27 protein-coding genes are annotated in these 24,393 nt (G+C 30.7%); 10 read left to right on the forward strand and 17 right to left on the reverse strand.

What is annotated here, in order from left to right; genetic code table 11:
- Positions 1–10 precede the first annotated feature (10 nt).
- The 4 genes from LJY17_RS04100 to LJY17_RS04115 are packed head-to-tail and all read left to right on the forward strand — an operon-like array spanning position 11 to position 2,745.
- On the forward strand, positions 11–631 hold the full coding sequence (locus LJY17_RS04100) for a Pr6Pr family membrane protein (protein WP_264542583.1): 621 nt from the start codon (positions 11–13) through the stop codon (positions 629–631).
- Between the two features lie 25 nt (positions 632–656).
- Positions 657–1,970, forward strand: coding sequence for an alpha/beta fold hydrolase (locus LJY17_RS04105; protein WP_264542584.1), 1,314 nt, complete (start codon positions 657–659; stop codon positions 1,968–1,970).
- Between the two features lie 58 nt (positions 1,971–2,028).
- On the forward strand, positions 2,029–2,436 hold the full coding sequence (locus LJY17_RS04110) for an MFS transporter (RefSeq protein WP_264542585.1): 408 nt from the start codon (positions 2,029–2,031) through the stop codon (positions 2,434–2,436).
- Between the two features lie 48 nt (positions 2,437–2,484).
- A complete protein-coding gene (locus LJY17_RS04115) occupies positions 2,485–2,745 on the forward strand; it encodes a hypothetical protein (protein WP_264542586.1) in 261 nt (86 codons plus the stop codon).
- Between the two features lie 46 nt (positions 2,746–2,791).
- Here LJY17_RS04115 and sucD read toward each other — a convergent pair whose 3' ends face one another.
- The 9 genes from sucD to LJY17_RS04160 form a co-directional block, all read right to left on the reverse strand.
- On the reverse strand, positions 2,792–3,664 hold the full coding sequence (gene sucD / locus LJY17_RS04120) for a succinate--CoA ligase subunit alpha (RefSeq protein WP_264542587.1): 873 nt from the start codon (positions 3,662–3,664) through the stop codon (positions 2,792–2,794).
- Positions 3,665–3,739: 75 nt separating this feature from the next.
- Positions 3,740–4,102, reverse strand: coding sequence for a nuclear transport factor 2 family protein (locus LJY17_RS04125; protein WP_264542588.1), 363 nt, complete (start codon positions 4,100–4,102; stop codon positions 3,740–3,742).
- On the reverse strand, positions 4,092–5,033 hold the full coding sequence (locus LJY17_RS04130) for a UDP-3-O-(3-hydroxymyristoyl)glucosamine N-acyltransferase (RefSeq protein WP_264542589.1): 942 nt from the start codon (positions 5,031–5,033) through the stop codon (positions 4,092–4,094). Before LJY17_RS04130 ends, LJY17_RS04125 begins: the two co-directional genes overlap by 11 nt.
- Positions 5,034–5,036: 3 nt before the next feature.
- The gene (gene efp, locus LJY17_RS04135) at positions 5,037–5,597 is read right to left on the reverse strand and encodes an elongation factor P (protein ID WP_264542590.1); all 561 of its coding nucleotides are present in this window, start codon (positions 5,595–5,597) and stop codon (positions 5,037–5,039) included.
- Between the two features lie 82 nt (positions 5,598–5,679).
- Complete coding sequence (gene lpxA, locus LJY17_RS04140) at positions 5,680–6,462, reverse strand: acyl-ACP--UDP-N-acetylglucosamine O-acyltransferase (protein ID WP_264542591.1); 783 nt, start codon at positions 6,460–6,462, stop codon at positions 5,680–5,682.
- Between the two features lie 9 nt (positions 6,463–6,471).
- Positions 6,472–7,860, reverse strand: a complete 1,389-nt coding sequence (locus LJY17_RS04145) for a bifunctional UDP-3-O-[3-hydroxymyristoyl] N-acetylglucosamine deacetylase/3-hydroxyacyl-ACP dehydratase (RefSeq protein ID WP_264542592.1) — start codon at positions 7,858–7,860, stop codon at positions 6,472–6,474.
- A gap of 3 nt (positions 7,861–7,863) precedes the next feature.
- On the reverse strand, positions 7,864–8,883 hold the full coding sequence (gene lpxD, locus LJY17_RS04150) for a UDP-3-O-(3-hydroxymyristoyl)glucosamine N-acyltransferase (RefSeq protein WP_264544877.1): 1,020 nt from the start codon (positions 8,881–8,883) through the stop codon (positions 7,864–7,866).
- A gap of 32 nt (positions 8,884–8,915) precedes the next feature.
- Positions 8,916–10,151, reverse strand: a complete 1,236-nt coding sequence (locus tag LJY17_RS04155) for an HD domain-containing protein (protein ID WP_264542593.1) — start codon at positions 10,149–10,151, stop codon at positions 8,916–8,918.
- An 89-nt stretch (positions 10,152–10,240) separates the two neighbouring features.
- Positions 10,241–12,286 (reverse strand): M13 family metallopeptidase, encoded by a 2,046-nt coding sequence (locus tag LJY17_RS04160; RefSeq protein WP_264542594.1) that lies wholly within the window; start codon positions 12,284–12,286, stop codon positions 10,241–10,243.
- A 128-nt stretch (positions 12,287–12,414) separates the two neighbouring features.
- Here LJY17_RS04160 and LJY17_RS04165 point away from each other — a divergent pair, with 128 nt between their 5' ends.
- The 4 genes from LJY17_RS04165 to LJY17_RS04180 are packed head-to-tail and all read left to right on the forward strand — an operon-like array spanning position 12,415 to position 16,031.
- Positions 12,415–13,965 (forward strand): bifunctional response regulator/alkaline phosphatase family protein, encoded by a 1,551-nt coding sequence (locus LJY17_RS04165; RefSeq protein WP_264542595.1) that lies wholly within the window; start codon positions 12,415–12,417, stop codon positions 13,963–13,965.
- Between the two features lies 1 nt (position 13,966).
- Positions 13,967–14,380, forward strand: coding sequence for a tRNA (adenosine(37)-N6)-threonylcarbamoyltransferase complex ATPase subunit type 1 TsaE (gene tsaE / locus LJY17_RS04170; RefSeq protein ID WP_264542596.1), 414 nt, complete (start codon positions 13,967–13,969; stop codon positions 14,378–14,380).
- Between the two features lie 37 nt (positions 14,381–14,417).
- On the forward strand, positions 14,418–15,611 hold the full coding sequence (locus tag LJY17_RS04175; protein WP_264542597.1) for an alanine dehydrogenase: 1,194 nt from the start codon (positions 14,418–14,420) through the stop codon (positions 15,609–15,611).
- Positions 15,612–15,647: 36 nt separating this feature from the next.
- Entirely contained in the window at positions 15,648–16,031 is a 384-nt protein-coding gene (locus tag LJY17_RS04180; protein WP_264542598.1) for a DUF4258 domain-containing protein, read from the forward strand.
- A gap of 33 nt (positions 16,032–16,064) precedes the next feature.
- On the opposite strand, the gene LJY17_RS04185 is transcribed toward LJY17_RS04180, so the two are convergent.
- The 5 genes from LJY17_RS04185 to LJY17_RS04205 all read right to left on the reverse strand — a co-directional run bounded on the left by LJY17_RS04185 (position 16,065) and on the right by LJY17_RS04205 (position 20,214).
- Positions 16,065–16,577, reverse strand: coding sequence for a DinB family protein (locus LJY17_RS04185; RefSeq protein ID WP_264542599.1), 513 nt, complete (start codon positions 16,575–16,577; stop codon positions 16,065–16,067).
- Positions 16,578–16,619: 42 nt separating this feature from the next.
- Entirely contained in the window at positions 16,620–17,099 is a 480-nt protein-coding gene (locus tag LJY17_RS04190; RefSeq protein ID WP_073310450.1) for an Lrp/AsnC family transcriptional regulator, read from the reverse strand.
- A 78-nt stretch (positions 17,100–17,177) separates the two neighbouring features.
- Positions 17,178–18,332, reverse strand: coding sequence for a M14 family metallopeptidase (locus tag LJY17_RS04195; RefSeq protein WP_264542600.1), 1,155 nt, complete (start codon positions 18,330–18,332; stop codon positions 17,178–17,180).
- 240 nt (positions 18,333–18,572) lie between these two features.
- Positions 18,573–19,589 (reverse strand): hypothetical protein, encoded by a 1,017-nt coding sequence (locus LJY17_RS04200; protein ID WP_264542601.1) that lies wholly within the window; start codon positions 19,587–19,589, stop codon positions 18,573–18,575.
- Between the two features lie 64 nt (positions 19,590–19,653).
- Positions 19,654–20,214: a 1-acyl-sn-glycerol-3-phosphate acyltransferase gene (locus LJY17_RS04205; protein ID WP_264542602.1), complete on the reverse strand. Its 561-nt coding sequence runs from the start codon at positions 20,212–20,214 to the stop codon at positions 19,654–19,656.
- Positions 20,215–20,267: 53 nt separating this feature from the next.
- Here LJY17_RS04205 and LJY17_RS04210 point away from each other — a divergent pair, with 53 nt between their 5' ends.
- Together LJY17_RS04210 and LJY17_RS04215 are read left to right on the forward strand one after the other, a co-directional pair.
- Positions 20,268–20,942, forward strand: a complete 675-nt coding sequence (locus LJY17_RS04210) for a spermidine synthase (RefSeq protein WP_264542603.1) — start codon at positions 20,268–20,270, stop codon at positions 20,940–20,942.
- Positions 20,926–21,636: a potassium channel family protein gene (locus LJY17_RS04215; protein ID WP_264542604.1), complete on the forward strand. Its 711-nt coding sequence runs from the start codon at positions 20,926–20,928 to the stop codon at positions 21,634–21,636. Before LJY17_RS04210 ends, LJY17_RS04215 begins: the two co-directional genes overlap by 17 nt.
- A 4-nt stretch (positions 21,637–21,640) precedes the next feature.
- Here LJY17_RS04215 and kdsB read toward each other — a convergent pair whose 3' ends face one another.
- The 3 genes from kdsB to LJY17_RS04230 are packed head-to-tail and all read right to left on the reverse strand — an operon-like array spanning position 21,641 to position 24,367.
- The gene (gene kdsB / locus LJY17_RS04220) at positions 21,641–22,366 is read right to left on the reverse strand and encodes a 3-deoxy-manno-octulosonate cytidylyltransferase (protein WP_264542605.1); all 726 of its coding nucleotides are present in this window, start codon (positions 22,364–22,366) and stop codon (positions 21,641–21,643) included.
- A 12-nt stretch (positions 22,367–22,378) separates the two neighbouring features.
- Positions 22,379–22,936 (reverse strand): DUF4126 domain-containing protein, encoded by a 558-nt coding sequence (locus LJY17_RS04225; RefSeq protein ID WP_264542606.1) that lies wholly within the window; start codon positions 22,934–22,936, stop codon positions 22,379–22,381.
- Positions 22,937–22,942: 6 nt separating this feature from the next.
- The gene (locus tag LJY17_RS04230) at positions 22,943–24,367 is read right to left on the reverse strand and encodes an ATP-dependent DNA helicase (protein WP_264542607.1); all 1,425 of its coding nucleotides are present in this window, start codon (positions 24,365–24,367) and stop codon (positions 22,943–22,945) included.
- Positions 24,368–24,393: the final 26 nt, after the last annotated feature.

Here is a 24,393-nt window from a genome sequence, read left to right on the forward strand (position 1 = left end):
GTCATAAGAAATGAAAAGAACATTCAATTTACTGTTAGCATTACTAGGATGGTTTGCTATTATTGATCAGTTTTTACTAATGCTTGAAAACAGAACAACTTCTGTCCCTGAAATGATTATACGTTTTTTTAGTTTCTTCACTATTTTAACCAATATTATAGTTGCTTTTTATTTTACGAATCAATTCTTTACATCGAAGAAAACTTCAGAAAGTTTATTTAATAAAGCTGGTTCTCTCACAGCAATTACAATTTATATTACCGTTGTAGGATTGGTTTATCAAATAGCTTTACGACACTTATGGAAACCAACAGGCCTGCAAAGAATTATTGATGAATTACTTCATACTGTCATTCCTACTCTGGTAATTATTTACTGGTTTTTTTATGAACAAAAACTTAAACTTAAATGGAAAATGATCCCTAAATTTTTGCTCTATCCCCTATTCTATTTAGGATACATTCTACTTAGAGGAAAATTTTCAGACTTTTATCCTTATCCATTTATAAATGTTACTGAGTTAGGTTGGCCACAAATAGGAATTAATATTCTTGTCCTGTTTAGTGTATTTCTGATCCTGTCAATTTTGTTTGTTGGAATTGGTAAATTAGTGTCAAAAAATAAAACATAGAAAATTAAAATAAACAGCTAAAAACATGAAATCTATTCGCCACACACTCTTCTTGTGTTTTGTATTATTATCTAGTATTACCAATGCGCAATCAAAATGGTCATCATATCATTATAGCGTTGACGCTACAAAATACCAAGGAAAAAAATTCAAATTTGAAGCCTGGGTAAAATCAAATGGTTCCGAAGATAATTCTGCAACTTATTTATGGGTAAGAGTTGATAAATCTAATGATGAAAAAGGTTTTTCAGAAAATATGTATAAAAATCCAATAAAAAATTCAGAATGGAAAAAATATTCAATTGAGGGAACTATTGATGCTAGTGCTGAGAAAATATTTTTTGGAAATTGGTCAATGTTTAACGGAGATTTTTATTATGACGATGTAACACTTTCTATTTTAAACAGTAAAAACAAATGGGAAAAAGTTTATGAAGAAGATTTTGAAAATCAGATTTCGACCTTAAAACAAGGAAGCGGGAAACCAAATGTCGGCGTAAATGATTTATATTCTAGCATAGTAGAAAGTTTAGAAAAAACACCTAATGGCAAGTATTATCTAAAAATTACTGGAAAAAACATTTCCAATTTTGGGCAAAATAAGCAAGTAGGCAAATTTGCTGATGTTAACGGAATCAAATTGTACTACGAAATTTACGGAGAAGGTCAACCTCTACTTGTTTTACATGGTAATGGAGGAGACATTTCTAATGCTGGTAATTTTTATCCAGAATTAATGAAAAAATATAAAGTTATAGCTGTTGACAGCCGTGGTCAAGGAAAATCAACTGACACAGATAAACCACTCACTTATGATCAAATGGCTAGCGACGTCAATGAACTTTTAAATATTTTAAAAATTGATTCGGTTAATGTTTGGGGACAAAGTGACGGTGGGATTTTAAGTTTGTTGTTAGCTAAAGATTATCCTAAAAAAGTAAGACGAGCTTTGGCATTTGGAGCAAATATTCAACCTGATAAATCGGCTATACATGAGTGGTCTATTGATTATGAAGCAGAAAAAATAGCCAATCCAAAAACACCTGAAAAAGAAAGAAAGCTGTTAGTATTAATGCGTGATTATCCTAACTTTGATTTCAAAGAATTAAATAAAATAAAAGCTCCTGTACTAATTATGTCGGGAGACAGAGATTTCATCACATTGGAACACACTGTTAAAATGTTTCAAAATATACCAAATTCACATTTGTGTATAATACCTGGAGCAACACACGGGGCTTCATGGGAAAAACAAGATTTATTTTTAAAATTACTTTATGATTTCTTTGACAAGCCTTTTGTGATGCCTGACACAAAAAGTTGGATAGGTAATTATTAATATAAAAACTATATTTCCATTTTAATCAAATCAATTATCTAAAACCAACTTTAACAATATGTCTGAAAAACTTAAAACTCTTAGAATTATTCATTTTGCAATTTGTGCTGGAACAATTCTAGCTTATATAGTAATAGGAAATATATCTATTGATAATTTGAAGAATGTTCCAAATATCGATTCCTCATCAATTGTATATATTATTATTCCAGTCGCTGCTATTTTGGTTGGTAATTTCTTATTTAAATCGCAACTTAAAAAAATCGAAAATAATCAAAAACTTGAAGATAATTTTGCTCTATATCAAACTGCTTCTCTTATAAGATGGGCAATTTTAGAAGGAATGGCTTTCTTCATATTATTTTCGAAACCTGATTTTGTAATCTTTGGAATATTGTTGATAGTTTATCTTGTCTCTTTGATGCCTACCGAAGAAAGAATCAAAAATGATCTAAAAAAATTTTAAATCTTTTCTTACATTTTTCAATATATTTGAATTAAAAAAAATCATAATATGAAATCCGATAATTTTACAGAATTAAGTGATCAAGAACTTATACAAAAAATTAAAAGTTTAAAGACAAACAAAATCGTTGATGCCTTTGCTGTTGGTATAACAATAGGAATCGTAGTATACAGTGCTGTAAAAAATGGCTTTGGATTTTTTACATTCTTCCCTTTAATTTTAACCTATTTGATTGTTAGAAATTCGAATAATAATAAAATTTTAGAACAAGAGCTACAAAAAATACTTGAATCAAGAAAATCTAAATAAAAAAACCAGCTAAAATAGCTGGCTTTTTTATATGATTAAATTAGGATTATCCTAAAACTTCTTTTACTTTTTTACCAATTTCAGCTGGAGAGTCAACAACGTGGATTCCGTTTTCTCTCATGATACGTTTTTTAGCTTCAGCTGTATCATCAGCACCACCTACAATAGCACCTGCGTGACCCATTGTACGTCCTTTTGGAGCAGTTTCACCAGCGATGAAACCTACAACTGGTTTACGGTTACCATCAGCTTTAATCCATTTAGCAGCATCAGCTTCTAATTGACCACCAATTTCACCAATCATAATGATACATTCAGTTTCTGGATCGTTCATTAATAATTCAACCGCCTCTTTAGTAGTAGTTCCGATGATTGGGTCACCACCAATTCCGATAGCTGTTGTAATACCAAAACCTTGACGCACTACTTGATCAGCAGCTTCATAAGTTAAAGTACCTGATTTAGAAACAATACCTACTTTTCCTTTTTTGAAAACGAAACCTGGCATGATACCAACTTTAGCTTCTTCTGGAGTAATTACACCTGGACAGTTAGGACCAACTAAACGACAGTCTTTTGCTTTAATGTAATCGTATGCTTTAATCATATCAGCTACAGGAATACCTTCAGTAATACAAATGATTACTTTGATACCAGCGTCAGCAGCTTCCATAATCGCATCAGCAGCAAATGCAGGCGGAACGAAAATGATAGAAGTATCTGCACCAGCTTGTTCTACAGCATCTTTTACTGTATTAAAAACTGGACGGTCTAAGTGAGAAGTTCCTCCTTTTCCTGGAGTTACACCACCTACAACATTTGTTCCGTACTCAATCATTTGAGATGCATGGAAAGTTCCTTCACTTCCTGTGAAACCTTGTACGATAATTTTTGAATCTTTATTTACTAAAACACTCATAATATGTGTATTGTTTGTTATTTATTTTTGTGAAGCAAAAGTAATGAAAAGAGTTTAAATTTTTGGTAAACTTTTTTAATATAATTGGCTCATTTGATAGCCGCAAAAAAGTTTTTCCTCCTTAATTTGCCAAATTACTATAAATGAAGCTAATAGAATTTCTTCAGATGGATTTTCTATAGTTTTACCAAAGTGTTTATAACGAACTGTTACTTTATCTTCATCCTTTAAAATGTGTGAAATATCAGAACGCATCGATTTATAGGTACGTTCCAATTCTTTGGCTAATAATAAAATATCTTTCTTTTTCATCTTAAGAAGACCTTTACTGCTATACCATTCTAATGTGATTTCTGGATGAATGAATTGCTCTAATACTTCAGCATTGTATAAAGCATCAGATTCATAAAGCTCTCTGATAAATTTCCTAACCTTCATTTTGATTTAGTTTATTAAGTATTTCAGGAATTTTTTTGAGATTTGCTAATTGCTTTAATTTTTCGCGTGATTCTTCTACAGGAGTTCCAAAATAGGTCTTACCTCCTTCTATAGACTTTGTCACACCTGTTTGTCCCATCACTACAGCTTTTGAACCAATTTTGATTCCGCTAGTAGTACCAACTTGTCCCCAAAGTGTAACTTCGTCTTCAATAACAACACAACCAGCAATTCCTGTTTGTGAGGCAATCAAACATTTTTTTCCAATAACCGTGTCATGACCAACATGAACTTGATTATCAATTTTAGTTCCTTCACCAATGGTTGTATCACCTGTAACCCCCTTATCTATAGTACAAAGTGCTCCAATACCTACGTTATCTTCAATAACAACTCTACCGCCAGAGATTAGTTGATCAAACCCTTCAGGACGTTTTTTATAGTAAAAAGCATCGGCTCCTAAAATAGTACCTGAATGGATAATTACATTGTCTCCAATTATTGTATTGTCATAAACAGAAACGTTTGAATGAATCAAACAATTCTTTCCTATAACTACATTATTTCCAATAAAAGAATTGGGTTGAATTATTGTTCCCTCTCCTATTTTGGCAGAATCTGAAATCGATTTTGACGAAGACTGAAAAGGATTAAAATACTTAGTTAGTTTATTAAAATCTCTGAAAGGATCATCAGAAATCAATAAAGCCTTACCTTCAGGACAATCTACTTCTTTATTAATTAAAACAATAGTTGCTGCTGATTGTAAAGCTTTATCGTAATATTTTGGATGGTCAACAAACACAATATCTCCTGGTTCTACCACATGAATCTCATTCATTCCTAGAACTGGAAAATTTTCATTACCAACAAATTTACAGTCTAATATTCCTGCAATTTGTTTTAAGGTATGTGCTTGAGAGAATTTCATATATTAAACTCTTTCCATGTATTTACCAGTAGCGGTATCAATTTTAATTTTGTCACCTTCGTTGATGAATAAAGGAACGTTTACACTTGCTCCAGTTTCTACAGTTGCAGGTTTAGTAGCATTTGTAGCAGTATTCCCTTTGATTCCTGGCTCAGCATAAGTTACTTCAAGAACAATTGAAGCTGGCATATCAACTGATAAAGGTAAATCTGTTTCAGTATTAATTTGAACCATTACATTAGTTCCTTCTTTTAACAAATCTGGAGCATCAAGAATATCTTTATTTAACGTGATTTGTTCAAAAGTTTCAGCATTCATAAAGTGAAAATCACTTCCTTCTGCATATAAAAACTGAAAAGTATGTGTTTCAACACGAACAACATCAATTTTATGACCTGCCGAGAAAGTATTATCTAAAACTTTTCCTGATGTTAAACTTTTTAATTTTGTTCTAACGAAAGCAGGACCTTTCCCAGGTTTAACGTGTAAGAATTCTACAATTTTGTAGATATCATGGTTAAACTTAATACATAATCCGTTTCTAATGTCTGCCGTACTTGCCATTTTTATTTTAGAATTTAGAAATTAGACTTTAGAAAAATCTTAAAATCTAATTTGTTGTAATTAATTTATTATTGAATTTTTATTATACTCCTGTGTATCCTTTCATAATACCTCTTGATGAGTTTCTGATAAAATCTAAAATTTCATCACGCTCTGGTGTAGCTTGCATTTCAGCTTCAATAATTGCCAATGCTTGAGAGGTATTGTAATTTTTTTGATATAAAATTCTATAAATATCCTGAACTTCTTTTATTTTTTCAGTAGAGAAACCTCTTCTACGTAATCCAACTGAATTAATCCCAACATAAGAAAGTGGCTCTTTTGCCGCTTTAGTAAATGGAGGGACATCTTTTCTAACTAAAGAACCTCCAGAAACCATTGCATGATCTCCAATAGAAATAAATTGATGCACTGCTGCTAAACCTCCGATGATAGCAAAATCTCCAACCGTAACGTGTCCAGCAAGAGCAACACCATTAACCACAATAGCATTATTACCAATATGACAATCGTGAGCGATGTGCGCTGTTGCCATGATAAGACAGTTATTTCCAATCACAGTTTGGCCTGATGCCACAGTACCTCTATTAATCGTAACACACTCACGAATAGTAGTATTGTCACCAATTACCGCAAGCGATTCTTCACCTCCGAATTTTAGATCTTGTGGCACAGCAGAAATAACAGCTCCAGGGAAAATATTACAGTTTTTACCTATTCTGGCTCCTTCCATAATAGTCACATTAGAACCTATCCATGTACCATCTCCAATAACCACATTATTATGAATTGTTGTAAAAGGCTCTATTACCACATTCTTGGCAATTTTTGCACCTGGGTGAACATATGCTAAAGGTTGATTCATCTGTTTTGCTTATTGTTTTTTTACTATTTGAGCCATTAATTCTGCTTCGGCAACTAATTTACCATTTGCATAAGCGTTAGCTTGCATGTGACAAATACCTCTTCGAATTGGCGAAAGTAAATCTAATTTAAAAATTAATGTATCTCCAGGCAATACCTTATGCTTGAACTTTACATTATCTATTTTCATGAAATAAGTTAAATAATTTTCAGGATCTGGAACAGTACTTAAAATTAAAATACCTCCTGTTTGTGCCATTGCCTCAACTATTAAAACCCCTGGCATTACTGGTGCTCCTGGAAAATGCCCTACGAAGAAATCTTCATTCATAGTAACATTTTTAAGTCCTACCACTTGCGTGTCAGTCATTTCTAAAATTCTATCAACAAGTAAGAATGGAGGACGATGCGGCAACATAGACATAATTTTGTGAATGTCCATTAATGGCTCTTTGTTTAAATCATAAACAGGAACATTATTGCGTTGCTCGTTTTTAATAAGTTTAGACATTTTTTTAGCAAACTGAGTGTTTACAAAATGCCCAGGTTTGTTAGCAATAACTTTACCTTTTATTTTTGTACCAATTAAAGCTAAATCTCCCACAACATCTAATAGTTTGTGACGAGCTGCTTCATTAGGGAAATGAAGAGTTAAGTTATCTAAAACTCCGTTTGGAGTAACTGATATTTTATCTTTTCCGAAGGCAACTTTTAATTTTTCCATTGTTTCTGTAGATAATTCTTTATCAACATAAACAATAGCATTATTTAAATCCCCTCCTTTAATTAATCCATTTTCCAGAAGCATTTCAAGTTCATGCAAGAAACTAAATGTACGACAAGCAGCTATTTCAGTTTTAAATTCTGAAATATTTTTCATGCTAGCATTTTGGGTACCAAGAACTTTTGTACCAAAATCAACCATTGCAGTCACTTGATAATCATCTGCAGGAATGACTGTTATTTCACTTCCTGTAGATTCATCTACATAGGAAATAACATCCTTTACAACAAATACATTTCTATCTGCATCTTGATCTACTACTCCAACTTTTTCGATCGCTTCAACAAAATACTTTGATGAACCATCCATAATTGGTAGTTCAGAAGCATTTAATTCGATAATAACATTATCTAAATCACAACCTACAACAGCGGCCAAAACGTGCTCAGGAGTTTGAATCATAACTCCTAATTTCTCAAGATTTGTACCTCTTTGCGTTGTTACTACATAAGCTGCATCAGCTTCGATGATTGGTTGTCCTTCTAAGTCAACACGTACAAAAGTAAATCCATTATTTACGGGTGCTGGTTTAAAAGTCATTGTAACTTCTCTTCCAGTGTGAAGTCCAACACCAGTTAGGGTAATTTCTGATTGGATGGTTTTTTGCTTAACCATGATTTAATTGTTTTTCTTTTTTAATACTTCTAATTCGGATACTATTTTAGGAAGATTTTTAAAGTGTACATATGATTTATTATAATCACTATACCCCAAAGCAGGGCTTCCTTGTATTGTTTCGTTATCTTTTATATTCCTACCAACTCCTGTTTGAGCTTGTATTTTAACATTATTTCCAACAACCAAATGGCCAGCTATACCAACTTGCCCACCAATCATACAGTTTTTACCAATTTTAGTTGATCCTGCAACGCCTGTTTGTGCAGCGATAACTGTATTTTCACCAATTTCAACATTATGGGCAATTTGAATTTGGTTATCAAGCTTTACTCCTTTACGAATTATTGTTGATCCTAAAGTCGCTCTATCAATAGTTGTTCCTGCTCCTACATCTACATTATCTTCTATAATAACATTACCTATTTGTGGCACTTTACTATATTCTCCATTTTCATTTGGTGCAAAACCAAAGCCATCGGCTCCAATAACTGTTCCCGAATGTATAGTGCAGTTTTTTCCTATAATGGTTTCAGAATAAATTTTTGCTCCTGCAAAGATCGTAGTATTGTCTCCAATTATCACATTATCACCCACAAAACTATTTGGATAAATTTTCACATTTTCTCCAATAAATACATTTTCCCCAACATAACTAAATGCTCCTAAATAGAAATTATCTCCATGTTGTGCAGTTTCTGACAATACACAGGGAACTTCAATTCCTACTTTATTTAGTTTAATTTGATTGTAGAACTCTAGTAATTTTGAAAAAGATTTATAAGCATCCTCAACCTTAATAAGGGTTGTTGTGAGTGGACTCTCTGGTTCAAAGGTTTTATTTACAATAGTTATTGTAGCCTTTGTTTCATATATATAATTAATATACTTAGGGTTTGCTAAAAATGTAAGCGAACCTTCAGTACCTTCTTCAATTTTTGATAACTTAGAAACTTCAGCATTAGGATTTCCTACTACTTCACCTTCTAGAATACCTGCTATTTGCTCGGCCGTAAATTTCATATTCATGCAAAAGTATAAATTTTTTGTGAATTTTAACTTTTATTAAGCTGTTTTGGAAAACACAAATAGTATTTTGTAACATGCTTTGACAATGCATTTAAGGATAACTGGTCTGATAATATTGCAACATCTTCTAAACCACCATCTTTTTGTAAAATCCTTATTGGTTCAGCTATTTTACTGTATGCTTGATTTTTTATTTTTCCTTTAAAAACAAAATATTTTGATTCCAGAACAGATAATTTGCTTTCTTTAGAGTATTGCTCTAAAAGCGATTGTATTTCTTCAGTAGAAAACTTCTCGTTGCTCATTTTTATTTTAAGCAAATCTCTATTAATAATCATCTTACTTAAAGTAGATAACGTAAAATCTTCGTGATATTGCCAGTTTTTAATTGCTCCAATAATATCCGTGTCATCCAATTTGGCAAATTCTTCAAGAATTTCATCATTGAAATCATGAAGCATAATTTTGTTTTCAATGAAAAAATGCAAAGGCTTACTACATTCTACATCAGATCCTTTTTGATATAACTCCTTTGCCCTTTTAAGAATTCTGGTTAAAATTTCTTCAGCTACCAAACTTGTTTTGTGCAAATAAACCTGCCAGTACATTAAACGACGAGCCATTAAGAATTTTTCAACAGAATAAATTCCTTTCTCTTCAATAACCAAAACATCATCAACCACATTCATCATTTGAATTAATCGATCAGAATTAATTTTTCCTTCTTCTACTCCACTATAAAAACTATCACGCTTTAAATAATCCATACGATCCATATCTAATTGACTAGATATCAATTGAAGCATGAATTTTCGGTGGTATTCTCCTTTGAATATTTGAATTGCTAAACTTAATTTTCCATTAAACTCTTTATTGAGTTTATTCATAAATAAAAGTGAAATTTCTTCATGATGCACATCTTCAACAATGCTATGTTCCATAGCGTGAGAAAAAGGTCCATGGCCAATATCATGAAGCAAAATTGCCACATACAAAGCATTTTCTTCTTCTTCTGAAATTTGAACGTTTTTAAATCGTAATACATTTACTGCTTTTTGCATGATATGCAAACAACCTAACGCATGATGAAATCGGGTGTGATTTGCTCCTGGATAAACTAAATAAGACAATCCCATTTGAGAAATTCTTCGCAAACGTTGAAAATATGGATGTTGGATTAAATCATAAATGAAAGGATTAGGCATGGTTATAAAACCATATATGGGATCATTAAAGATTTTTAGTTTGTTTGTTTTACTCACAAAATACTATTTAGGCTAACAAATATAGGATTATTTTAAAAATAAAATCCCTAATTATTTTGTATCAATTAGGGATTTTATTAATGATTTTACCAAATCACGATTCTATCTTTTACAGGAATAAACATTTTACCACCTTTTTTAATATTGAATGTTTTATAAAACTCATCAATATTACTCAACACTCCATTAATTCTATATTTTGCTGGAGCATGAACATCTGTTATCAATTGTTGACCTAGTGATTCTGGTTTTATATTTACCATCCAAGCATAACCATAAGCTAAAAAGAATCTTTGATTTGGTGTTAAACCAGCTATTTTTTTATTCTCCTTAAACTGATTTGTTTTTTTAAATGCTTCATAACCCATTACCACTCCACCTAAATCAGCAATATTTTCACCTTGAGTTGCATCTCCATTAACAAATTTACCTGGCAAAGCCTCATATTTACTGTATTGAGCTACTATAGCTTTAGTTTTTTCTTTAAATTTTTTCAAATCATCTGAAGTCCACCAGTTATTTAAATTACCTTTTTCATCATACTGACTTCCTTGATCATCAAAACCATGAGTGATTTCGTGACCAAAAGTCGAACCTCCAATAATTCCATATAAAATGGCATCATCTGGCATTCTTCCTTCAAATCCAGGAACAATTATATTACATGCAGGAACACAAATTTCATTATTGCTTGGACTGTAATAAGCATTATATGTTTGTGGATACATTCCCCATTCTGTTCTATCTACAGCTTTACCAAATTTATTAGACATATCATTATAGCTCCATTTGTTTACAGAAATCACATTAGCACAATATGCATCTCTGCTAATAGAAACAGAAGACATGTCTTTCCACTTATCCGGATAACCAACTTTCATAACTATTTTTGAAAGCTTATGCAATGCTTTTTTCTTAGTTTCTGGACTCATCCAGTCAAGCTTCTTAATTCGTTCAGCATAAACATCGCGAATATTGTTACCAATCTCTAAAAGCTTCTCTTTTGTACCTTTTGGTAAATATTCATCTACATAAACTTGCCCAATCAATTCCCCTAAAGAACCGTCTGTTTGCTCCACAACTCTTTTCCAACGCGGTTTTTGTTCTTTTACACCACTCATTACTGTTGAATAAAAGTAGAAATTTTGTTTCTCAAAATCATTACTCAAATAAGAAGCGTAACTATTAACCAAATCCCATTTTAAATAGGTTTTCCAATCATTGATTGAGTACGACTTAATTGTTTTATCTAATGCTTTATAGAATTCAGGTTGACCAACAATTACCGTATCTGCCTTTTTTATATTCATTATTGAAAGCATTTTGTCCCAAGCAATATTTGGCGTAACCGATTTAAATTCGGTTAAAGACATTTTGTTGTAATTCTTAATTGGATCACGAAGTGCTTCAAGTTTTCTAGAATTGTTCGCCAATTCTGTTTCTAACTTCATAATTACTTGAGCATTCGACTTTGCCGAAGAAACATCATTGCCCATCAATTTTGACATTGCTTCAAGATGCTTTACATATTCAGCTCTAATTGTAACCGTTTCTTTATCAGTATTAAAATAGTAATCACGATTACCCATTCCTAACCCGCCTTGAGAAAAGAACAAAGCATATTTTTCACTAATTTTATCATCTTGACCTACATAAAAACCAAATGCTGGATTTGCACCAATAGTATGTAAATAAGCAATAGAGTTTACAAGAGAAGGAATATCTTTTATAGCATCAATTTTAGCTAACTCATTTTTCAAAGGGTTAATACCTTGCTTATTAATAGTAATTGTATCCATACCTGATGCATAAAAATCGCCTATTTTTTGTTTGTTAGTTCCTTTGTCTGCATTTTCCGAAGCAGATTTTTCACAGATTTGTCTTATTTGACTATTGATTGTATCACCAATAGTTCTAAAAATTCCATTACTTCGTTCCGAATCTGGAATTGGGTTTTTTTTAAACCATCCTCCGTTTGCATAACTAAAGAAATCATCAGAAGGATCTATTAATGTATCTCTATTAGTAACCAATACATCGGGAGCATTGACATCAAATACTTTTTCTTTTTTGCAACTTGTCACAAATAAAGCAACCCCAAGTACAAGGATTGCAACTTTATTATAATTCATATTTTTTTTGTTTGTTTGGCCCCAAATATATTGAAAACTAATTATTAATAAAAACTCAGCAATATTTTACAATATTTTTATGAAACTGATGTTTAATAAGTAGTAAATTGCAACAGAAATCGAATTATATGAGCATTAAGATACTTTGGGTTGATGATGAAATCGACTTATTAAAACCACACATATTATTTCTTGAAAAGAAAAATTATACAGTCAAAACATGTAACAACGGACGTGATGCTGTAGACTTAATTCAGGAAGAAAATTTCGATATTGTTTTTCTGGACGAAAACATGCCAGGAATGTCAGGATTAGAGACTTTATCTGAGATAAAGGAAAAAATATCTACAGTTCCAGTAATTATGATTACTAAAAGCGAAGAGGAATATATCATGGAGGAAGCCATTGGTTCTAAAATAGCCGATTACTTAATCAAACCTGTAAATCCAAACCAAATTCTATTAAGTTTAAAAAAGAATTTGGATCACTCACGATTAATTTCTGAAAAGACTACGCTTGATTATCAAAAAGAATTCCGTAAAATATCTATGGATATGGTAATGGTTAATTCTTATGAAGAATGGATTGATTTATATAAAAAATTAATGTTTTGGGAAATGGAGCTGGAAAACATAGACGATCAAAATATGTCCCAAATTCTTGAATCTCAAAAAGCTGAAGCCAATTCACAATTTGGTAAGTTTATTGAGAAAAATTACGAAGATTGGTTTCAGCCAAAAGCTGACAAACCAATTCAGTCACATGAAGTTTTCAAACAACTTGTTGTTCCCGAATTAAAAGGTAGTGAAAATGTTTTATTTGTTGTAATTGACAACTTACGATATGATCAATGGAAAGCTTTTGAAAGTGTAATAGGAAATCATTACAAACTTGAAGCGGAAACACCATATTATGCCATTTTGCCTACAGCTACTCAATATGCCAGAAATGCATTATTTTCAGGTCTATTACCTTTAGACATGGAAAAACAATTTCCACAGTATTGGAAAAACGATATAGATGAAGGTGGTAAAAATTTATATGAAGCTGAATTTTTAGATGCACAAATAAAAAGACTTGGATTAAATATTCAACACGAATATTTCAAAATTACCAACTTTACAAATGGAAAAAAATTAGCCGAAAATTTCAAAGCTTTAAAGGATAAAAAGCTAGTCTCGGTAGTGTACAACTTCGTCGATATGCTATCCCATGCAAAAACTGACATGGAAGTTGTTAAAGAATTAGCATCTGATGACAAGGCATATAGATCATTAACTTTAAGTTGGTTTAAAAATTCTCCATTATTAGAAATTATTCAACAAGCACAAAAACTAGGATTTAAACTTATTTTAACTACTGATCATGGGACAATTAACTGTAAAAACCCATCGAAAGTAATTGGAGATAAAAACACTAGTTTGAATTTACGCTACAAAACTGGCCGAAGTCTTACTTATGAACAAAAGGATGTATATGCTGTAAAAGAACCTAAAAAAATCGGCTTGCCAATTGTAAACATGACAAGTTCTTATATTTTTGCAAAAAATGATTATTTTCTTGCTTACGTAAATAACTATAATCATTATGTGAGTTTTTACAGAAACACCTATCAACATGGAGGTATTTCGTTAGAAGAAATGATTGTTCCCTTTTTAGTATTTAGTCCAAAGAAGTAAAATGAAAATCGAGTTTTCACTAGAGGAAATAAACAAAATAGCCCAAAAAGTCATCGAATCAAATCCTGAAAAAGTAATTCTTTTTAATGGAGAAATGGGTGCTGGCAAAACAACTTTAATTAAAAGTATTTGCAAATATCTTGGAGTAGAAAATCCAACAAGTAGCCCTACTTTTAGTTTAGTTAATGAATACGAAATACCTAATAACCAATTAGTTTATCATTTTGATGTTTATAGATTAAAAAATCAAAATGAAGCTCTTGATATGGGCATCGATGAGTATTTATATTCTGGAAATTGGTGTTTTATAGAATGGGCAGAAAAAATAGAAGATTTAATTCCGGAAAACCATTCAATCATAACAATATCAACTCTTTCTAACGGTAAAAGATTATTGGAATTAAAATTATTGTGAGATTTTTTTTGTAATTTGGGCCAATTAAAATTTGGTCATGGGCATTACACCATTTAGCAAACAAGAGTTGCTTCCTCAAGAAGAGAAACTAGAGATAGCCAAGCATAAAAGCGAACTTTTTATTGGTATTCCTAAGGAAACCTCATATCAAGAACGTCGTATTTGTTTGACTCCTGATGCTGTTAGCTCTTTAGTTTGTCACGGACATCGAGTTTTAATTGAATCTGGCGCAGGAAAACACGCCAGTTATTCTGACAAAGACTATAGCGACGCAGGCGCAGAAATAACCAGTGACACCAAAAAAATCTTTGAATGCCCAATGCTGTTAAAAGTAGAACCTCCTACTTTGGCAGAAATAGAAATGATTAAACCACAAACAATCATTATTTCGGCAATTCAGATAAAAACCAGAAAAAAAGAATATTTCGAAGCATTAAAGAAGAAAAAAATTACCGCTTTAGCCTTTGAATACATAAAAGACGATGACAACTCCTTCCCTGCTGTAAAATCATTAAGCGAAATTGCCGGAACAGCTTCAGTTCTTGTTGCTGCAGAATTAATGACCACAAGTAACTCAGGAAATGGATTGCTTTTCGGAAATATCACAGGAGTACGACCAACCGAAGTTGTAATATTAGGAGCTGGAACCGTTGCTGAATATGCTGTTAAAACAGCATTAGGCTTAGGAGCTTCTGTAAAAGTTTTTGACAATTCAATCACAAAATTAAGACGACTTCAAAACAATCTGAATCAACGAATCTTTACTTCAACAATACAGAACAAAACACTTTTAAAATCTTTAAGAAGATGCGATGTGGCAATTGGAGCCATGCGTGGAAAATATCGTACTCCAATTGTAGTTACCGAAGACATGGTATCTCACATGAAAAAAGGAGCTATAATTGTCGATGTCAGCATCGATACAGGTGGATGTTTTGAAACTTCGGAAATTACAACTCACGAAAATCCCACCTTTATAAAAAACGGTGTAATTCATTATTGTGTACCTAATATTCCGTCTAGATATTCTAAAACAGCTTCATTATCCATAAGCAATATCATAACTCCTTATTTGCTTCAAATTGCAAATGATGGAGGAATAGAATCAGCTATACGATGTGATGCTGGCTTAAAAAATGGTGTTTATTTTTATCATGGCATTTTGACAAACAAAACAATTGGCGAATGGTTTGATTTAACTTTTAGAGACATCAATTTAATTGTGTTTTAAGTTTTATTCTACCTATTTTTGCTAAAATATTTTACAATGAAATTTTATCAGCGCTTAAGTTATTATTTATTAGGCTTTCTTTTTGGATGTGTCTTTTTATTCTTCTTTTTAAATAAAAAACAAACTCGTTGCAGTTATTTCCCTAATGACCGAGTCTTAAATAATATAGTTTCCAAACCTTTTCATTATTCCCCTGAAGCTTCAAAAGTATTAGACGAAGGGTGGATAGACACATTAGACATCAAAAACACATTAACATACGGTGATGTTGATTTTGATAGAAGCAATGTAAAAACAGGAAATGGCAAGCTTTATATAATTGAAGGAAAAACAACAAAAAATCAATTTATAGAGTTAAGTATTATTAACCAGGAAGACAAAGCGATTCTTAAAGAAATTAAAAAGATTCAAGCCGAATAAATAAAAAAGAGCAACTTAGGTTGCTCTTTTTTGTTACAAATATCTTTCTTTAATAACTTGCTGATGATGTATACAGTGTCCAGAAATCACATATCCAAGCGCTCTTACCGAAGAAATTTTACCTGAAGAAACCCCAGTGCTTTTTAACATTTCCTCAGTAAAACTTTCAAACAATGCAATTGTAGACTTTCTTACCAAAACAAACTCTCTAATCAAATCTTCCATAGTTCTGTTGTCTGATTTTGCAACAAGAACATAATCATCTTCTTCAAAACCAGATAAAGGTGTAGCGTCAAATCGAGCAAAACGCAGAGCTCTGTATGCAAAAATTCTTTCCGTATCTATAGTATGCTGAACAATTTCCTTTATAGACCATTTTTCAGGTTGATAACGAAATTCATATTTTGACTCAGGAACTATGTTTTCAATAAAATTTGAAAAATTATCTAAATTCTCCTCTAGAGCTTCAATGAAATCATCTATCTCTACTTTATTAATGTAATTTCCAAAATATTCTGGATACTCGTTTGGTTGCAGATTTTTCATATACAAATATAAAAAAAGACCTTAAAAAGGTCTTTCATTTTATTACATTTCTCTAAAGATCGTATGCATTAACCTCTTTTTATCGTTAATACTCTCATCAAGAGATATCATAGTCTCTGTTCTGTAAACACCATCAATATCATCTATCATATAAATAACATCTTTAGCATGTTTAGTATCTCTAGCTCTAATTTTACAAAAAATATTAAATTTCCCTGTAGTTACATGGGCAACTGTTACATAAGGAATCTCATTAATTCTTTCTAAAACAAATTTTGTTTGAGAAGTATTATTTAAGAAAACTCCAACGTATGCTATAAATGAGTAACCTAATTTCTCATAATCTAATGTTAGTGATGAACCTTGGATTATTCCTGCATCTTCTAACTTTTTCACTCTCACATGTACCGTTCCAGCAGAAATCAATAATTTTTTTGCAATGTCTGTAAATGGGATTCTCGTATTATCAATTAACATATCAAGGATTTGATGGTCAACTTCATCCAAACGGAACTTACTCATAATTAGTTATTTAAATTTAAAAATTTTATAAAATTATTTCTTCAATTAATTATTTTATTTAAAAGTAATGAAAAAATATTACATTTTATTCAAACCATTAACAAATTTTTTGTTTTTATTCAAATAAAAGTCGGCTTTTCTGTCGATTTCAGGAATGTTGTTAAAATTATCAGAATATTCCAAACCCTCACAATCATACTCTAAATGACCAAACTTATTTATATCATCACCTATCTCAGCGATATTTGCCTCAAAAACAATATTTTCACCAACAAGTACCTCTTTGTAATGGGCGGCAAAATTAGTAATTATTTTTAAAGAACCATTGTTAATTTTGACTTTTTTATAAACGATGTCGTAAAAATTAACTTTATTTTGCGGAATTTTTAAATAATCGTTAAGTTTATTATCAAAAATGTTGTTATTTTTAATATTTAATAAACTTGAAATAATTGAAATGAAAATAAATTTTCTAGTTTCTTCTCTTTCATAATCTTCTTGAAAATGTCCTGCTTCAAATAAAATTGTTGGAACTCCTAAAGACTGAAACATATCTCCAATACAATTTATATTGAAAGAATCATCAAATCGTCCAATCTGATTAGGTATATATTTTTGAAGTACAGCATTCATATCGGCAATTACATTAACTGCAATCATCCTAGTTTTATTGTACTCTTTTTCTGAATTATACGAAGGCGCTAAAAATGAAACAGTTGCAGGGTTATTAGTATCTCCTGCAGCAAAAATTGTTCGTTGATCATGTAAATTATAACAAAAATCAGGAGCAAATTCTTCAAAAGTCTTACGCAACAATAAACTTTCAGGTTGAGATAAGTTAACCGAATCACGATTTAAATCAACATCATTAGCATTAACTCTAGTGTAAGCCTTAGCGCCATCAGGATTTAAAATTGGAATAATTAATAAGGTAAAATCATTTTTTATTTGGCGTGCTTCATCAGTATCATCATTTAAAAAATTAAATAAATCAAACAATGCTTTAGTAGTTGTAGATTCATTACCATGCATTTGAGACCACATAAATATTTTTGTTTTACCTGTACCAATTTTTACAGCATAAATTGGTTTAGCTTTCACAGATTTTCCAATAACTGACAAATTAAAATATTCTGGTAGACTTTTAAGTATTGGTTCAATATGTACATTTGTTATATATCTACCGTGTACTCTAACCTCTTTGCAAAGTGTGTAAATTTTATCTAAATCCATATTTTTTATTTATCACTACAAAAGTATATAAGATATATTTTACAATAATAAATAATCTAATTAATAATGATAAATAAAGAATAGAAATGAATTTTAAAAAAAAATCGCATATTTTAAAATTTTGAAAATAAAATCTCAAATAAGCGATTTTTGGAAAACTCAGAAAATGATTTAGAAATCGAAAAATTATAATCTTATATAAGGATGGTAGTTTTAAAACTTACAATCCTAAAGAGTAATTTACTTTCTTAACAAGAAAACAGAAGCTACTCCTAATTCTGCTCTTGAACTAATTGGAGTTGCGTCTCCATTTGATGTTGGTGTAGAAAATACTAAAACTTGTCCTCCCGCATTTAATCTTTCAGCTACATATATGTTTTTAGTAACATTATCATATGCTACATCTACTGGATTACCTAACTTAGAGTTTGGACCATAAATTCTTATTTGATTACTTAAAGTAATAGTACCAACGTTTGGCGTTGCTCCTAATACACTTGAAAAATTATTAATTACAATTAAACCTCCATCGGTATCTGATGTTGCACTACCTACATCTGTTAATATTAATCTATTGTCAGTTGACGAAAGTGTAATTCCATGAGTTCTCACTAAACCTTCGATTGTAACTCTTTTTGAAGCAGTTATCGATCCATTAGTATTAGCAAAAAAGTTATTAAAAATTACTATATCGCTTGTTAAATCTGCTACTGCATACAAAGTTGTACCTTCAACGTGTATACCCCAAACTTTAAAATCTACAGTATAACTATTTAATAATTGGAAACCAGTTGACGTTTTTTGATAAACAATCAATTTATTAACATTACTATTTGCCGCATTTTGATCTTGAGTGACAATTATCTTATCACCAATAACAGCAATTTCTCTAGCATTATTAAAATCGGGAGTACTAAAGAATTGTAAAGATAAATTATCTGTATTATTCATTACGGCATTTTTCAATCCAGTATACATCTCTAGTCTATTATTGGTTCTTGAAGCGACAATTAACTGATCACTATTACTATCGTAGTATGTACCATCAGAATCAGCCCCAATAACACTTAGACTTTTAGACACGGGAGAAGTATCTAGTAGATTTGTAAAAGATACTTTTCCAGAAGTGTTACTTCCTGTTATTAATTTTAACTCACTATTAGTAGTTTGAGAATTATTTTGTTCGTTATCATTATCATTCGAACAAGATCCTAATGTTAAGGTAAATACGAAAAGAGTAAAAAAAAGATTTTTCATAATGTTAAGTTTTTTTGTTATAAAATCATTTACGAAAATTCTTTTCTTTTGGTTTTATTTTTATTTATTTTTTTTCATAATTATAGCTATATTCTTTAACTTTTCCTTCTACACCTATAAAGTTTTGTTCTAAAATAGTAAAATCTGCTTCTTTATTTCCAGTTGGATAAAATTCTGGGAAAACTGTAACTTCTTTTTTTGTCCAATCAAACGAAACAGGTATAATTGGCACATTTGCCTTCATTGCAATGTAATAAAAACCTGTTTTTAATTCGGTTACCTTTTTACGAGTACCTTCAGGAGCGATGGCTAATCTAAACTCATCTCTTCCTTCAAATATTTTTGCTATAGCATCAACTTTATTCTCATTTTTAAATCTATTCAAAGCAGCTCCCCCCATCCATCTAAAATAATATCCAAAAGGAAAAATGAATAACTCTTTTTTTCCAACAAAATTTATATTTATCCCCATCACACCTCTAGTAAAAACTCCAATATAAAAATCATGCCAACTCGTATGGGGAATAACAATTACAACACTTTTTTTAATAGAAGTATCAAAATTACCTAGGACTTTCCATCCCATTAATTTAAAAAATATGAATTGGTAAATTTTCTTTTTCATGATAAATATTTGGTCAAAAATAGCATTATATTTACTAATAGAAAATCTGAACCATGAATTTAAAACGCATTCTAAGTTATTTTATACCTATTAAAGTATATGAAATAGATTCTGAAATTAATAAGTCCCTTGAAGTTACTTGGAATAATGGTCAGTTGGTTTTAGACTCTAAAAACACCAACTTCTCATACGGCAGCTTACAACGTGTAATGCGAATTGCATTAGCAAATATTGGCAGCGATGTTATAAAAAATTATAATTCAGCTTTGATATTAGGTGTTGCAGGAGGGAGCGTAATTAAGACTTTAAAAGAAGAATTTGATTTTAATGGTAAAATTACTGGTGTAGAATTAGATAAAAAGACTATTGAAATTGCGAATGCTTATTTTGGATTAAATAAATTGACTGATGTTGAAATTATAAATGATGATGCGCAAAATTTTGTAACTAAAACCAAAGCTAAATATAATTTAATTATAATAGATATATTTCAGGACAATATCATGCCTGATTTTTTATTTGAAAAAGCATTTATTGCCAAATTAAAATTGATATTAACCAACGGTGGTTCAATTTTATTCAACACAATAGCTGAATTAAGTATTGATTATGAAAGAAATAAAAAACTAGAATTAGATTTGAATAATCAATTTGCTTTTGTAAAAAAAATAACCAAAGTTGAAGGGAACAACGAAATATTCATTATAAAAAATGAAATCATTCTTTAGAAAATTAATTTTAGGAAAAAATTATAAAAGAGATCGTTCAATTCAAGGTCCAGTAAAAAAACGAATTTTAAACATTAAAGCTATTTGGAATAATGATCATCAAGACGATAATGGGATAGAAAAAATTGTTCGCTTATTGCTTTCTTCTTCACAACTTTTGTTTCCAGGTATATACATAAAACAGATAGCATATAATATTGGAGCTGAATACGATGACATTGCTATGGATTTATATGTATTAGCAAAAGTGGTTTTTCCTTTTATAATTTTATACAACAACTTCCAAAATTCTTTTTTTTTGGTGGTTCTAATGACTTATTTTTTATTCGAAACATTTTTTTATATACCTACATTAATTTTTGCATCTGATTCATTTTCAAAACCTCGTTCATATAGACGCTCAATGCTTTTACTGTTTTTTAATTATTTGGAAATGATATTAGCTTTTTCTGTACTTTACACTTTAGGAAATCAAATGAACAAACCATTTAATCATTGGCTTGACCCAATCTATTTTAGTATTATAACTTCAAATTCGATTGGCTATGGTGATTATTATCCTATAACCTTATTTGGTAAAGTTTTAGTAAGTATTCAATCAATGTTCTTTTTATCATTTATCATTTTGTTTTTAAATTTTTTCTCAGCCAAAATGAAAATGAAAGGATATTTTGATCATGATAACGAAAGTTAATATTTTAAAGTAAAAGCCTAGCTTTTTCTAAATCCTCAGGAGTATCTATGCCAATACTTCCATGATCTGTTTCAACCATTCTAATTCGCTTACCGTATTCTAAATAACGAAGTTGCTCAAGTTTTTCGGAAGCTTCTAATGAAAGCATCGGCAAACGATAAAAGTCCATTAGGGCCTCTTTCCTAAAAGCATAAATTCCGATATGTTTCATATAACGAACACCAACATTCTCTTCTCTAGGATAAGGGATTACTGAACGTGAAAAATACAATGCAAAACCTTGTTGATCTACAATTACTTTAACGTTATTAGGGCTTTCGATATCAGCTTTATCCTTAATTTCGAACATTAACGAAGCTAAATCAACTTTCTTTTCAAAATCATTTTTAAAAATTTCAATGACTTGTTCTAATGGTTTTTTATTGATAAAAGGTTCATCTCCTTGAACATTAATCACCACATCAACATCCATATTCTCAACTGCTTCGGCGATACGATCACTCCCCGATTCATGTTCCTTTATACTCATGATTGCTTTACCTCCATTTGAAATAATTTCATCATAAATCAATTCAGAATCTGTAACCACAAAAACATCATGAAATAATTTTGTTTCGAGAGCAGCTTCATAAGTTCTTAGAATAACTGTTTTTCCACCTAAGTCTTGCATTAACTTAGCTGGAAACCTGGTTGAAGCGTATCGTGCTGGTATTACGGCGATTATTTTCATTTGATTTTTTATTTATTTCCTAAATTTTCTATATACCCAAAAAACAATCGCAAAAATAAAAATTACAATTATTAAGGCTAAAATAGGCACAAAGATCGATAATGTACTTAGTGTTATGGCTGTTCCTGTTTCAGCAGTTGAAACTACTGGATTTCCCAAGCCGCCTGTTTTTACTGAAGATGCTAATCTTGTTACGCTTGTCATTCCTTGCATTGCAGTTGCTGTTCCTCCTCCTGCTATAATTGCCAATCCCCAAGTCATCATTGGATCCAAGTCAATCATTGTTGAAGCCATTACTATTGTTCCTGCGATAGCAGCCAGAGGCGTAGCAATTGTATCTAATAAGTTATCTACAAAAGGAATATAATAAGCAAAAATTTCGGCGATCATAGCAATTCCAAGTGTTATCAAAGCTGGAAAACCTCCAATCCATAACCAACTATCATTTAAAGGAACAACATTAAAATGAGCAGCTAAACTTAGCACAAACAAAGGCAAAAAGACTCTGAACCCAGCCGAAGCTGCCAATCCAATTCCTAAGAAAATACTAAGTAAGGTTTGCATATCCATATAAAATTAATTTTCAAAGTATTCGTTTTTAAACCCTATCAAATATAATTTATCTTTTGCTCTTGTAATGGCGGTATACAACCATCTTATGTAATCTCTATCAATCCCATTTGGCAAATAAGGTTGTTCAATAAAAACGGTATTCCACTGTCCTCCTTGTGATTTATGACACGTAATTGCGTAAGAAAATTTCACCTGGAGCGCATTAAAGTATTCATTTCCTTTAATTTTCAACAACTTACGATAGGAAGCTGTTTCATTTTCATAATCTTTCATCACTTCCTGATACAACTTATTAGATTCTTCATAAGTTAATGATGGTGATTCACTTGTAATTGTATCTAATAATAAAATAGTATCGAAAGCTCTTTGATTTGGATAATCGACCATTCTAATCTTGACTACCGCAAATCTAAAACCATATAATTCTTTAATAGATCTAATTTCAAGAATTTCTATAATATCACCGTTTGCAATGAATCCGGCTTCATCTGTCTCTTTCAACCAAAAATAATTATTTTTTACAACCATCAATAAATCACCGGCAGAAAGCTCACTTTCCTTACCTAATATTTTGGTTCTTATTTGTTGGTTATACTGATTGGCTCTTTTGTTAGAACGTACAATAAAACAGGTGTCTTCAATACTATAATTACTGTAAGATTGATTTATTGCGTCTTGGATTTCGTAACCATCTACAAGTCTAATTATGTCTTTAAATCCTTTCAGTTTAAACTGAAAATCGGTAATAAAACTATCTTTCAATAATTCTCTAAGTTCTGTCGCATTATAGAGAATTCCTGAATTTTCTTCCTGACGCATTACTTCGTCAAACTCGATAGAAATAACTTCTTTATTATAATTTAAACTTAATGTATCTGTATTTAAAGCTGGAGATATATCTAACTGCACTGGTGGTAACTGAGCCGTGTCACCTAATAAAATCATTTTACAATTTTGACCAGAATACACATAAGAAATCAAATCGTCTAATAAAGAACCATTAGCATACATTTTAGAATCTGAATCTACATCAGAAATCATTGAAGATTCATCAACAATAAAAATGGTATTGGTATGCTTATTTGTTTGCATAGTAAAGCTAACACCGCCTGCTTTTCCTTTTTTAGGGAAATAAATTTTTTTATGAATTGTTTGAGCCGTTTTTCCAGAATAATTAGCAATAACTTTTGCTGCTCTACCTGTTGGTGCTAATAGCACATATTTCTTTTTTACTTCTACCAAATTATTAACTATGGTAGAAATCACAGTAGTTTTTCCAGTTCCTGCATATCCTTTTAGGACAAAAATTTCATTTTGAGCTGGACTAGAAACGAAATCGGCGACTTTAGAAAAAAAAATATCTTGCTTTACAGTAGGTTGAAAAGGAAATTTTTTTTGTAAAATACTGTAAAACAATTGAGCACTCATTTTTATAAAAGAATAACATTAAAGGT

The sequence above is a fragment of the Flavobacterium hankyongi genome, assembly GCF_036840915.1.
Taxonomy (GTDB): Bacteria; Bacteroidota; Bacteroidia; order Flavobacteriales; family Flavobacteriaceae; genus Flavobacterium; species Flavobacterium hankyongi.